General features: G+C 40.0%; 12 protein-coding genes, 1 tRNA gene and 2 pseudogenes. 4 read left to right on the top strand and 11 right to left on the bottom strand.

What is annotated here, in order from left to right:
• Nucleotides 1–143: 143 nt before the first annotated feature.
• The 6 genes from ODU50_RS09850 to ODU50_RS09875 all read right to left on the bottom strand — a co-directional run bounded on the left by ODU50_RS09850 (nucleotide 144) and on the right by ODU50_RS09875 (nucleotide 6,096).
• A complete protein-coding gene (locus tag ODU50_RS09850) occupies nucleotides 144–1,145 on the bottom strand; it encodes an aldose epimerase family protein (protein ID WP_105121879.1) in 1,002 nt (333 codons plus the stop codon).
• A gap of 492 nt (nucleotides 1,146–1,637) precedes the next feature.
• Nucleotides 1,638–2,039, bottom strand: a complete 402-nt coding sequence (locus tag ODU50_RS09855) for a PTS sugar transporter subunit IIA (RefSeq protein WP_105121880.1) — start codon at nucleotides 2,037–2,039, stop codon at nucleotides 1,638–1,640.
• Nucleotides 2,039–2,857 (bottom strand): PTS system mannose/fructose/sorbose family transporter subunit IID, encoded by an 819-nt coding sequence (locus tag ODU50_RS09860; RefSeq protein WP_004194091.1) that lies wholly within the window; start codon nucleotides 2,855–2,857, stop codon nucleotides 2,039–2,041. Before ODU50_RS09860 ends, ODU50_RS09855 begins: the two co-directional genes overlap by 1 nt.
• Complete coding sequence (locus ODU50_RS09865; protein WP_024399825.1) at nucleotides 2,844–3,746, bottom strand: PTS mannose/fructose/sorbose/N-acetylgalactosamine transporter subunit IIC; 903 nt, start codon at nucleotides 3,744–3,746, stop codon at nucleotides 2,844–2,846. Before ODU50_RS09865 ends, ODU50_RS09860 begins: the two co-directional genes overlap by 14 nt.
• A gap of 38 nt (nucleotides 3,747–3,784) precedes the next feature.
• A complete protein-coding gene (locus tag ODU50_RS09870) occupies nucleotides 3,785–4,270 on the bottom strand; it encodes a PTS sugar transporter subunit IIB (RefSeq protein ID WP_004194095.1) in 486 nt (161 codons plus the stop codon).
• 53 nt (nucleotides 4,271–4,323) lie between these two features.
• The gene (locus ODU50_RS09875) at nucleotides 4,324–6,096 is read right to left on the bottom strand and encodes a beta-galactosidase family protein (protein WP_105153351.1); all 1,773 of its coding nucleotides are present in this window, start codon (nucleotides 6,094–6,096) and stop codon (nucleotides 4,324–4,326) included.
• Nucleotides 6,097–6,302: 206 nt separating this feature from the next.
• On the opposite strand from ODU50_RS09875, the gene ODU50_RS09880 reads away from it, so the two are divergent.
• A complete protein-coding gene (locus ODU50_RS09880) occupies nucleotides 6,303–7,013 on the top strand; it encodes a GntR family transcriptional regulator (RefSeq protein ID WP_014637542.1) in 711 nt (236 codons plus the stop codon).
• A 138-nt stretch (nucleotides 7,014–7,151) separates the two neighbouring features.
• Here the strand turns inward: ODU50_RS09880 and ODU50_RS09885 are convergent, their stop codons facing one another.
• The 4 genes from ODU50_RS09885 to recX all read right to left on the bottom strand — a co-directional run bounded on the left by ODU50_RS09885 (nucleotide 7,152) and on the right by recX (nucleotide 9,743).
• On the bottom strand, nucleotides 7,152–7,883 hold the full coding sequence (locus ODU50_RS09885) for a GntR family transcriptional regulator (RefSeq protein WP_014735520.1): 732 nt from the start codon (nucleotides 7,881–7,883) through the stop codon (nucleotides 7,152–7,154).
• 99 nt (nucleotides 7,884–7,982) lie between these two features.
• Nucleotides 7,983–8,300 carry a DUF960 domain-containing protein gene (locus tag ODU50_RS09890; protein ID WP_029752740.1) on the bottom strand — a complete coding sequence of 106 codons (318 nt, stop codon included), beginning with the start codon at nucleotides 8,298–8,300 and terminating at the stop codon, nucleotides 7,983–7,985.
• Between the two features lie 57 nt (nucleotides 8,301–8,357).
• A complete protein-coding gene (locus tag ODU50_RS09895) occupies nucleotides 8,358–8,891 on the bottom strand; it encodes a DUF402 domain-containing protein (protein WP_105153352.1) in 534 nt (177 codons plus the stop codon).
• A 75-nt stretch (nucleotides 8,892–8,966) separates the two neighbouring features.
• Nucleotides 8,967–9,743, bottom strand: coding sequence for a recombination regulator RecX (recX, locus tag ODU50_RS09900; RefSeq protein ID WP_024416611.1), 777 nt, complete (start codon nucleotides 9,741–9,743; stop codon nucleotides 8,967–8,969).
• Between the two features lie 37 nt (nucleotides 9,744–9,780).
• On the opposite strand from recX, the gene rlmD reads away from it, so the two are divergent.
• From rlmD to ODU50_RS09915, 3 genes and pseudogenes are all read left to right on the top strand, one after another.
• Nucleotides 9,781–11,133, top strand: a complete 1,353-nt coding sequence (gene rlmD / locus ODU50_RS09905) for a 23S rRNA (uracil(1939)-C(5))-methyltransferase RlmD (protein ID WP_105153353.1) — start codon at nucleotides 9,781–9,783, stop codon at nucleotides 11,131–11,133.
• Nucleotides 11,134–11,232: 99 nt separating this feature from the next.
• Nucleotides 11,233–11,389 (top strand): annotated as a pseudogene (locus ODU50_RS09910) (transposase); the annotation flags it as partial.
• Nucleotides 11,390–11,489: 100 nt separating this feature from the next.
• Nucleotides 11,490–12,738: pseudogene (locus ODU50_RS09915) on the top strand (transposase).
• Between the two features lie 40 nt (nucleotides 12,739–12,778).
• Here the strand turns inward: ODU50_RS09915 and ODU50_RS09920 are convergent.
• A tRNA-Pro gene (locus ODU50_RS09920) sits at nucleotides 12,779–12,852 on the bottom strand.
• Nucleotides 12,853–12,901: the final 49 nt, after the last annotated feature.

Consider the following 12,901-nt stretch of genomic DNA (forward strand, 5'->3'; position numbering starts at 1 on the left):
TTCCTTGAATCTGCAGCTTTAGGCAAAAACAGAACTTAGTCTGAGACTAAATTCTGTTGGTGTTATGCAGTTTTCTCAAAGTAACTTCTGGAAGGACGGGAACTAGAACTTACTTTGAGAATTTACCTAGAGCCCCCATTTTTTTACCAAGTAAAACGATAGGTCGTTTTAGACAAAAATTCTTCTCCTTGTTCTAACAAAATCGAACCAAATCCATCGACATTGCACGCATTCGGCAAGGCCTGACACTCTAAACTAAAGACACCGTGGTAACAGGCCAAAGCTTCAACAGGAAAATTATATGTATAAATAACGACCGCAGGCTGGTTGGTTTTGACACTGAGTCCAATTTTCCCATCTGGACTCAAAACTTCTACCGGAATATCCACCTCTTCCAATAACCATGGGTGGTCATAGCCTTTTACCAACATATTTTGAGGATATTGGCTATCAAATCCCTGAGTAAAAGGCGCAAAATCTCTAAAATCAAACGGCGTCCCTGTCACATCTTCTAAGACACCCGTTGGCAGGTTATCCTCCCCAAGCGGAGCATAGTGATTGGCAGCAATTTTAATACGGTGCTCGACAACTGACCGTTGAAAATCACCAGTCAAGTTGAAATAGATATGGTTGGTCGGATTAAAAATCGTATCCTTATCCGATACAGCCTGGTAGTCAACTGTCAATTCATTTTTATCTGTCAAACAATAAATAGCCTTGACCCTCACATCACCAGGAAAGCCATTAAAACCATCTTTTAGGACCATACCAAAGGTCACTTGATTTCTCTCATGGTCTAGCTCAACGTCCCAGTACTGCTCATTTGCCGTGTCAACCCCACCGTGTAGAGTCCTACCAGGTTCATTTTCTGTGAAATGGTAGCTTGTTCCCTTTATCTCAGCTTGGGCACCTGAAATACGCCCCGCTACTGGGATAATTGTTGAACCAGGATACAAATCTGTCTTGCGGTAATCTTCATCCGACTTAGCCGCCAAACTGACATTTCGTAAACCGCCATTCTCTTCTACTGGCAAAAACACTTCTACCACTCTGGCACCAAAATCCGTCAAGGTTACCTGCATCCCATTCCTGTTTTCCAAGCAATACAGTTTTGCTTTTTCACCAAATGTTTTTACTTCAATCATTTCTTTTCCTCATAAGCCAAATGGGAGTGGGAAAGAACTCGACCAGTCTAAAAAGAGTTCGTCAACAAGTCTTTATTTCTAGTTGTTGAGCTGAAACAGTCTATCCCCAGACTGTTTCACTCCCACCCCCGCACAGCTCAAACTGTCTGAGAGACAGTTTGAGGTTGGAGATAAAGCGAACTTTGTTCGCAACAGTCGTAATGGTCAGATTGGGAGTGGGAAACACGAACAAATCTGCCAATCAACCACTGCGCTGAGATGTTGACTCGAACTCTGAGAAGCGAGGCTGGACTTTCTGCCCAGCCTCAGGATACTTAAAGCCTATCAACTATAGAACCTTTTATAATTAACGAAAATCAAATCCGTCTGTAACAATCGGCTGAGTTAGCCTCACTCTCCCGTTTCTAGGCTCAGGCTGTCTTTGGTCACTCTTTCATTTCAAGGTGACCAGTTGAAACAGGTCCCCAAACTGTTTCAACTTCCCTGACTGTCTCACTCATCGTCATCTTCATCACTTGTTAATAGGCTATTGACATGAACTAGGTTACTTGTCCCAAATTCGACATAGTCTACGGCTTCGCCAAGCAGGACGCCGTTCAAGAAGCCGATAACCATTGGCATGTTCATACCTGCATAGAGGTCAAACTGCCCACCTTCAATCAATTTTCGTGATACGACGTTGGCTGGTGTACCGCCCAACAAGTCTGCGAAGACAACAAAGTCATCTAGATTAGCAATTGTTTCTTCAAATTTTTTCTGGAAGTCTTCTGGACCTTCTTCTGGTAATAAAGCTACTGTGTAGATGTCCTCTTGAGGACCCATAATCATTTCAGTAGATTTTTTCAACTCCTCGCAGAAGATACCATGACTTACTAATACTAAACTTCTAACCATTATACCATACCAAATAGGAAGTGACCGATTGCTGACAAGCCAAGTGCAAGCACAATAATAATCAAGATAGCTTTAGTCGAAGTCATGCCACGACGACCAAGAAGCCAGAAGACAAATCCTGTAAAGATTGCAGGTACTAGACGTGGGAAGATGGTATTCAGAATGTCTTGAATATCAATCACTTTTTCTCCAATAGCTGGAGCCCAAGTTACTTCAAAGTTAATCATAGTTGCAATCAGGGCTCCCATCATGAAGACACCCATTACAGATGCTGCATCAACGAGAGCTGTCAAGCGATCGCGCATGGTTGTAATCAACTTAGTACCTTCTTTGTAGGCAACTTCCAACTGTTTCCAACGGAAAATATCATAGGCAATGGCTACTGCTACCCAAAGGAAGATACCAACTGGAGATCCCTCTTTACCCATAGTAGCAGCCACAGTCCCCATAATCGCTGGAACAAGAGAACCAAATATTGAGTCACCAATTGGGGCAAATGGTCCCATCAAACCTGTCTTAACACCGTTAACCGCATCTTTAGAAGCGACGCCATCACTTTCTTCAAGTGCCAAGTCAATACCTGTAATGATGGTATGGAAGAATGGTGAAGTATTGAAGAACTGAGTATGCAATTTCATCATTTCCTTCAACTCAGGAGTACCATCCCCATACATTTTACGCAATTGTGGCAAAATCATGTAGAGGTAGCCAGATGCCTGCATCCGCTCATAGTTCCAACCAAGTTGGAAAGTGAACAAGCTACGTTTGTTGATTTGATTAAAATCTTCTTTTGTTAGTTTGTAATTAGATTTCGTCATCTTCAATTTCCCCACTTTCTGAATTTGATGGAGCAACCACAGTTACTTTTTGGCTATTTTTGAAGTGAAGCACTGAAAGGAATGCACCCACAATAGCGATACCAATCATTGACAAACCTTTGAAGTTATTGACAAAGCTTACACCTGCATCTTCAGGAAGAGTGCCAACGATACCAGCAACTGCACCACCCAAAGCTGATACGTTACCGTAAAGAACAGTCAACATAGCTGTAAGAGCGAAACCGAATGCCAAGTAGTGAAGGTTGCGTTTAAGTGGAAGATAGTGAAGTAAGATTGCAAATCCAAGACCTGGAAGCATACGAGCTGCAAGAGTTAAGCCTGCTGCAATCCATTTGTATTCAGGCAACTCAATCGTAGTGACAAGAGTTTCTACAAGACCACCACCAAAAGCAAGGGCAAGAAAAACTGGAAGTGCACGAGAAAGTGCCCAAGGAATTGCACCAAGAAGGTAGTTGCGTTCAATACCAGCATAGTCAAAACGTTCAATTGCTGCATCTACACGATGGGCAAAGAAAGTAGTAGTGAAACGTCCTAAAATATCTGTATAAACCAACAACCCTGCAACTGGTACGCCAATAGTGGAAATGGCAATTTCTGGATCTAAACCTTGTGAAATAGAGAAAGCTGTTGCAAGAACCGCACCAGATGTTGCATCAATACGTGACGCACCACCGAAAGTACCAACTCCCAAGACAACTAACTGCAAACTTGCACCAATTAGCAAGCCAACTTCCATGTTCCCCATGATTAAACCAGTGATAAACCCTGCAAAGACTGGTGAACCTGCTGACGATACAATTGTCAGCTCGTCACAAATCTGGTAAGCAGAGTAGAGCGTGAGAAGTAATATTTGCCACCATTGCATAATAGTGATCCTCCTTTAAATTTTTCAAAAATATCCGAATGTTATCTAACCTTATCCAATAATGGCATAAAGTCTTTTGGTGAATCGCCAGGTACCATTTGTGCAAATAATTTTACACCCTTAGCCGCCAAGGCATCAAAATCTGCAATATCCTTATCTACAACGTTAATAGAACGAGTTACAGAACGAGTTTCCGGAGTTTGAGACATATTCCCTACGTTCAACTCAGGGAGCTCAACCCCGTACTCTACCAAGCGAAGGAAGTTTTCTGGACGACGAGCAACAATCAAGAGACGTTGACTATCATACTTGCCCTCCTTAATATTATTAGCAGCCTTTTCGATCGGTAAAATCGATAATTTTACGCCTGGAGGACATGCTAATTTCAGTCCTTGTTTTTCAATGTCATTTTGAGCAACAGCATCATCGATAACCATGATACGACCGATGTTCAATTTCGTCGTCCATAAGTTAGCAACCTGACCGTGAATCAAACGACCATCAATACGCGTAGCAATAATTGCCATACAGTGTTCTCCTTTTCTTCATAAACCTTTTAGACAGAAACCGATTAAAATTTCTACAAGTTTTTTATAACGGGTCTTTGTGAAAAATGAATCTTCTCTCTATATTTTCCTTCTGTCTCGAAGACAATTATTTCATTCGCTCCTTTCTTTAAGTATCCTTTTGGAATATAGAGATAGAGGATTGGCCCTTTTTCCCAAAAACGTCCAATATTTACATTATTAACGAAAACAACTCCCTTACCAAAACCTGTCATGTCTAAGTAAGTATCCGCAAGTTCATCCAGTTCAAACTGATAACGATAGAAAGCAGCTTGACCTTCCTCCCAGCCCTTACTAAAATCCAAGTCCTCAACTGACTCAAGATGCAAAGGATAGGTTTTCCAATGACCAATAAAATGTAAATCAGCCATCGCACCTCGACCAAGCCCTTTAGACTGGGTAGGAGCCGTTAGTTTGTGCCCATAATTGACACGTCCCATATTTTCTACCAAAATATCTAATTTTAGCTTGTCATCTTTAAAATCCAATTCAACATCGTCACCAATCTCAGTCTGATACTGAGTTGCAACGAATTTTCCATCTGCATAAATTTGGATACGGTCACGGGCATCAACTACTCGGAAACGTTCCGCTTCTGTCTTATCCCGCTCCAACTCTGTTCTATATAAAATATAACCTGTTGACTGATCAAGTTCTTCCATATTCTTAGGATAAAACCCTTTTACGCAACCGCTTACATTTTCTAGAGTAGCAAATAAACTCACCTTATCATGAAGCGACACATCTGAAAAAGCTTTTGCCTCTTTTACAAGCGGTTCTGCATACTCTAATTCAGGATAGACTTCTTTCAAACGTTGTTGCAAAAGATAAAACTTCTTAGTAGGATTTCCAGCTTCATCCAATATAGCATCATAATCATAAGAAGTTACCTGAGGCAAATCAATTTGACCACGAGCAGAGCAACCATTCATGAAACCAAAATTTGTTCCACCATGGAACATGTACAGATTCAAGGAGCCCAATTCGATACATTCCATAACCGAATCAACCATTTCCTCTGGCTCTCTACGAATAATTTCATCGCCCCAACGATTGAACCAACCATCCCAAAATTCCATACACATGAGTGGCCAATTCTTCTGATGTTCATTAAAGAATGCCGTCATATTTGCAAAATTCTCTCTAGCTTTAGAACCAAAGTTTCCTGTTACAAATACATCGTCCTCTATCAGTGTTCCTGCACGTAATGTTGCTCGCCAAGAACCATCCGAGGTAAACAAGGGAGCAGTTAGACCATGTTTACGCATCAAGCCAGCCACCGATCTTAGATACTCCTTCTCCTCACCATAAGAGCCATACTCATTTTCCACTTGGAACATAAGTACATTTCCACCCTGTGCGAGTTGGAGCTTGGCCAATTTAGGAATAAGAGAAGCGTAATATTCATCTAAGTGCTGCAAGTACACCGAATCACTCGAACGTACTCTAAGCTCTTCCTTCATCAACCAAGCAGGGAGGCCACCCCATTCCCACTCCGCACAAATATAAGGAGAAGGACGTACAATTGCATAAAGCCCTAATTCTTGAGCCAATTTCAAAAATCGCTCAATATCCAATATACCCTCGTAACAAAACTCACCCTTTCGAGGTTCATGCATATTCCAAGGGACATAGGTTTCAACCGTATTAAAACCAAGGGCCTTTAAGTTATACAAAGAATGGTACCAATCATCAGGATGGACACGAAAATAATGAATCGCTCCTGATAAAATCTTAAAGGGTTCACCGTCCAAATAAAATTGGTCTCCAATATAAAATTCTTTCATTTCTTCCTCCGATGCAACCGCTTACCTTTCTATTAATATACTAACACTTCTTTGTGGTTATGTCCAGTACTTTTTAAAAAATTTTTTACCATTTTTTATCACCTTTATAAAGTGAAAAAGTATATTTTTGTGGGTATTTTAGCTATATTTTTTGATTTTCATCAACTAATTTAGTATAATAAGCTGTGGAAAGGAAGGAAATAAGTATGAAAGTACCGAAGTACCAACTTATACAAAACGACTTACGCCAACAGATTGTTTCTGGCAAATTTGAAAATGGCGACAAATTTTACACAGAATCTGAATTAACAAAACTATTTAATGTTAGCTCCATTACCGTTATCCGTGCAGTAAACGAACTAGTTAAAGACGGCTACCTCGTTCGCCAACAAGGTAAAGGAACCTTTGTATCTCGTTCACGCAAAGGGCGTCTTGTAGAATTTTCTGATATTGAGATTTTTCCTATGGACAAGGATAAGGTTACTGTTCTCTCGTGCGAAAAAGGCAATAAACCCGATATCCTTGAAAAACTAAATCTTGACAAGAATGAGTTTTACTATAAAATTGTACGCGTCCGCGCAGCAGAAGACACTCCATATATCTTCCACAATTCATACATCCCTCAACGATATATTCAGAATCCAGATGCTCCACTCGAGCACTATCAATCAATCTATCAACGCTTCAAACTGGACTACAATATCCACATGTCCGAGGAACCATTTGTAGAAACAAATGAAATTGTCAGCCCATCTCCAAAAGAGGTTGCCACCCATTTGAAATTAAAAGCGACTGAACCAGCTGTACTACAAAACAAAACAACTACTAACAGTACTAGCGGTGAAGTGATGGAATATACTGAAACTTACAAACACTGGAAGTATTACAAATTTGAAATTACAGCCAATCATCGCTAAAAAAACGCAGACTAACGTCCGCGTTTTTTTCATATTCAATAAAATCAAAAGTAGCCTAGGAAATAAAGCCGAAGATAGAACTGGCTTTCATCAAGGCTCTTGACAACGAATAATTTTGATTTTCGAAGAGTATTAATTCTAATATCCCCGTTGATGGGTAATCTTGTAACGAAACTGGTCCGCTCTAGCAATACTAAACGTAAACTCGATAATTCTATTCTTATCATTATACGTTTTTCTTACCAAATGAAGCACTGGACTATTGCTTGGAATCCCGAGTATCTTAGCTTCATTATCCAAAGCAATACTTGCATAGAACTCTTCTTCTGCCAAACGAATCACCTGATGATAATCCTCTGAAAAAATTTCATACAAGGGAGTTGACTTCATTCGCTGAGCAGCTAAGCCAGGAAATAACGAGGCAGGAACATATGTCCTTTCCAGCATCATCGGAATCTCATCGGCAAGTCTCAAACGTTCAACTTCAAACACTTCCTCACCCTGACTAAGTTGTAGATGTTGCGCAATATAGTCCGACGCCTTAACCAATTCAAAGGATAAAATCGATGTCCTCGGTACTTTCCCAATTTTTTTCATTTGCTCAGTAAAACTATAGGCCTGAGACAAATCAACTGCAGTATCTGAAATCTCAGATACATAGGTTCCCTTACCATGCTTCTTATAGACTAAGCCACGTTTTTCCAATTCTTGCAAAGCCAAACGAACTGTAATACGACTGACACCATAAACCTGTGTCAACTCACGCTCTGAAAATAACTTGTCATTCGGAGCCATCCTCTCACGAATTGCAACTTCCAATTCATCAACCAACTGCAAATAGAGAGGTTTTTCAACAGTTTGACTAACCATAGACTCCTCCTTTCTAACCCACATAAGCTTACAAATCTATTTTACACCAAATTTCATATATTAACAACATCTTGGGTGATAAAATACCATCTCTTCAAGCTAAAGCAAGGTTACCTCGTCTGGCAAAGTAATGGTCTCTTTTCCCTGCTTGTCCATTACCAAGATTGTTGAGGGATAAAAAGGATCAAAACGACTATCTAAATCTACAGCCAGTACATTTTTATAACCTTCCTGCGAAAAGACCAGCGTCATCTTACCACGACGATTTTTGATAGAAAAACGGATTACATTTTTCAAAGGAATAACTCCTTTTAAGTAGTGATCAATAACATACCAGAAACTATCAATCACTTCCCCGGGAAGCGAGGTCACAACTCCAAAACTTGCATAGCGCCCATTTGTTTGCTCAAAGGCCATAAGCCCCTCCTTTACAATAAGAAAAAAGCCTGTAAAACAGGATTTTCTTTTCTAACTTTATCTACTTCTCAGTTCTAAATAGCGTTTGTACCAGATATTAACGTAGGCTGGAGAGAATGGTCCACGCTGGTTATTAATCCAATCAACCAGTATCTTGACATTTTCCTTCAAAATAAAATCAATATCATCCGAATACTTCATCGCCTTACGATGACGCTCATATTCATCCACGTCCAGCAGTCTCTTTTCACCATCAGCAAAGACCTTAACATCTAGGTCATAATCAATGTATTTGAGTGCCTCATTGTCAAGAACATATGGACTAGCAAGGTTACAATAATAGGAAACTCCGTTTTCACGAATCATTGCAATGATATTGAACCAGTATTTTTTATGAAAATAAACGATTGCTGGTTCTCTTGTTACCCAACGCCTACCATCATTTTCAGTCACTAAGGTATGATTATTGACTCCAATAATAGCATTTCCCGTTGTTTTTAATACCATGGTGTCACGCCAAGTGCGATGAATTTCACCGTCATGCTTATAACTTTGAATTGTAATAAAGTCGCCTTCCTTTGGTAATTTCACTTTGTTACCAACTTTCTACAATTACAATTTATCCTGACTATTATATCATATTTTTCTAACCTAGGCTAAATTTTTTCACAGATAATCACGAAGGACAGTCTGAATCCGATCAAAGTCATAACCCCTTCGAGCTAAAGCCTGTATCAACCTTTGCTTCAATTCATAGCCTTCATATTTACGACTATATTTTCTATACTGCTTATCCAATTCCTTGGCGATTAAATCATCTTCATTTTCCTCATCAGCCACAAGTTCCAACTGACCCAGGCTTTGTTTGGCCGTCTCATAAGAAAAACCCTTGCCCATCAATCCCTGTACAACTTTATCTTGCAAAGCTCGAAGAGGCAACTTTCTTTGGTATCTACCCACCAATTTCTCCCCAATCTTCCCAGCAAGCTCTGAAAAATCTTCCTCAGCCAGCCTTTTATCAATCAGCGGTTTAGGAATTCCTTTCTGCATCAACTTCTGACGAATCATAGCTGGTCCCTTATCTCCATTTAGAGCATTCTGACGAACATAGCTATCAACATAATTCCCATCGTCCAGCCATTTTTCTTCTTCTAATACCGTCACAATCTTGACAATATTGTTTTCTTCAATTTCATATTTTTTTAGATAATCACTAACTTCTTTTTTGGTACGTTGCTTGAAGGAAAGGTAATAAAGTGCTAGATTTTTCCCATAAGAAAACTGAGCAAAATCGCGAAGCTCACGAAACTCCTGCTCCGTGATTTCCTTGCCCTTACTAAGCATGAAGCGAACAATTGTGTCTTCCGTAATATACAAACTATCCTGACCATCCACTTCAAGTAAATAAAGACGTTTCTTCTTTTCAATTTTTGTAATTCTCATTCTTTCATTATACAGGATTTTTCGGTAAAATAATAATATGAATCTACAAGTAAACCAACGAATCTCCTTAAAAATCAAACGAATGGGCATCAACGGAGAAGGCATCGGATTTTATCAAAAAACGCTAGTCTTTGTCCCTGGTGCCCTTAAGGGGGAAGAAATTTTTTGTCAAATTACCTCAGTCAAACGAAATTTCGTTGAAGCAAAATTGTTAAAAATCAACAAGGAATCAAAATTCCGAGTCAAGCCTGCCTGTGACATCTATCAAGCCTGTGGTGGTTGTCAAATCATGCACCTCCGCTATGATAAACAATTAGACTTCAAACAAGATCTCTTGCAGCAGGCCCTAAAAAAGTTCAAACCAGCTGGCTACGAAAACTACACTATTTATCCAACAATCGGTATGGATAAGCCTAGCCACTATCGTGCCAAATTACAGTTCCAGACTCGATCTTTCAAAGATCAAGTCAAGGCCGGTCTCTATGCAGAAAATTCCCATCGCTTGATTGGAATTACGAATTGTTACGTCCAAGATGCCGAAACACAAGAGATTATCAACGGAATCGCAAAGCTACTCACCAAGCACCATATTCCTATTTACAATGAGCGCAAGCAACATGGAATCCGCACGGTTATGGTCCGCAAGGCTCGAAAAACAGGTCAAGTTCAAGTGATCTTTATCACCTCTTGTCAGGTTAATCTTACTAAATTAATTGATGAACTCACCAGTCAATTTCCAAGTATAATCACTATTGCTCTAAACTGGAATAGACAGAAAACGAGTGATATTTATGGTGAAAAAACAGAAATTTTATGGGGAGAACAAGCTATCGATGAGGCTGTTTTAGATTACGAATTCTCACTATCTCCACGGGCATTTTACCAACTAAATCCCCAACAAACAGAAATTCTCTACGGCGAGGCCGTCAAGGCTTTGGATATTTCAGGAGATGAAGACTTGATTGATGCCTACTGTGGCGTGGGCACAATCGGCTTCGCCTTTGCAAAAAAGGTCAAATCTGTTCGAGGTATGGACATTATTCCAGAAGCCATCGAGGATGCTAAAGCAAACGCTAAGCGAATGGGATTATCCAATACCCACTATGAGGCAGGTAAAGCAGAGGAAATCATTCCAAAGTGGTACCAAGAAGGCTACAGGGCCGATGCCTTGGTAGTTGATCCTCCACGAACTGGACTCGATGAAAAGCTCCTCAAAACCATTTTGGATTACAAACCAGCTAAAATGGTTTACGTATCCTGCAACGTCTCCACTCTTGCAAGGGACCTTGTTGAGCTAAGCAAAGCCTACAAGGTAGAATACATTCAATCTGTCGACATGTTTCCCCACACAGCACGGACCGAGGCGGTTGTTAAACTAAGCAAAAAATAAAAGGCACTATAAGACTATGACGGGTAAACCCACTATGGTCATATAGAGCCTTTTTGAGTGTAGAAAAAAGTCCCCTATGACCTACACTGAAAAACAACAAAACTCACATTTTCCAACGCCAAACTGGAAGCCACCAACAATCTCATCAAACTCATTAAAAGAAATGCCTTTGGTTTCAGGAAGATGAAAACTAGAAAAACAGATTTTGATTGCTTTGAACAGTGAAAAGGGGCTCTATAATTTCTGTAGTGGGTAAAACCACTGTGGAGATTATGGAGCCATTTTTGAGTATAGAAAAAAAAGTCCCATATGACCTATAATGAAAAGCGACTAAACAACTCATTAGAAAGACTCATATGGAACAACTAAATAGTATCACAAATTTTCTCAGAATGAAAGACAAAAATATCGTTATCACTGATGAATATGATATGGGAACTCACTTAGAACTCCACGGTCACTTGGATTACATAGCCCCTAAATGCCCTTCCTGCAAGGGACAAATGGCAAAATACGATTTTCAGAAAGCCTCCAAAATTCCCTACCTAGAAACAGCTGGCTATCCCTTACTTATCCGTCTTAGAAAGCGTCGTTTCAAGTGCAAAGAATGTGCGAAAATGGCTGTGGCTGAAACTCCTCTTGTCAAGAAGAACCACCAAATCTCCGTCGCTGTTAACCAGAAGATCGCCCAATTACTCATCGAAAATCAAGCAATGACACATATTGCACACAGGCTATCTATCTCAACATCATCAGTTATCAGAAAGCTCAATGAGTTCAAGTTTGAAACAGATTGGAACACCTTACCTGAGGTGTTGAGCTGGGATGAGTATGCCTTTAAGAAAGGGAAGATGAGCTTTATCGCTCAAGATTTCAACTCCCTAAACGTCATTGCTATTCTGGACGGAAGAACTCAAGCAACCATCCGAAACCACTTTCTACGCTATCCTAGAAAGGTTAGAAATCAGGTCAAAGTCATTACCATGGATATGTTTAGTCCCTACTACAAATTGGCTAAACCCTTCGCTCTCCAATTTCTAAGCTCAGGCTGAAACAGTCTATTCCCAGACTGTTTCACTCCCGAATGCAAAAATTGTACTCGACCACTTTCATATCGTGCAACACCTTAGTCGTGCTATGAACCGTGTCCGTATTCAAATTATGAATCAATTCGACAGAAAATCGCAGGAATACCGTGCCTTGAAACGTTACTGGAAATTGATTCAACAGGATAGTCGTAAACTCAGCGATAAACGATTTTATCGCCCTATGTTTCGGATGCATTTAACCAACAAGGAAATTCTAGAAAAACTCCTATCCTACTCAGATGAACTCAGACAGCACTATGAACTCTATCAATTTCTATTGTTTCATTTCCAAGAGAAAAATTCAGATCATTTCTTCAGTCTCATCAGGATAAAGACAAGATTTTAAACGCCATGGAATTGCCTTATTCCAACGCCAAACTGGAAGCTACCAATAATCTCATCAAAGTCATTAAGAGAAATGCCTTTGGTTTCAGGAAGATGAAAACTAGAAAAACGGATTTTGATTGCTTTGAACATAAAGAAAGAGAGAACGAAGTTCGTCCTCTCTAGGTGTTAGCTTTTCATCTACCCACTACAGTTGACAAAGAGCCGAATAATCGGGAAGACAGGATTCGAACCTGCGACACCTTGGTCCCAAACCAAGTACTCTACCAAGCTGAGCTACTTCCCGATACTATTAAAAATAAAGCTCCCCTAACGTCTCCATTAAGCGAGTGATG

The organism is Streptococcus sp. 2020WUSS084, from assembly GCF_044427445.1.
Lineage (GTDB): Bacteria > Bacillota > Bacilli > Lactobacillales > Streptococcaceae > Streptococcus > Streptococcus suis.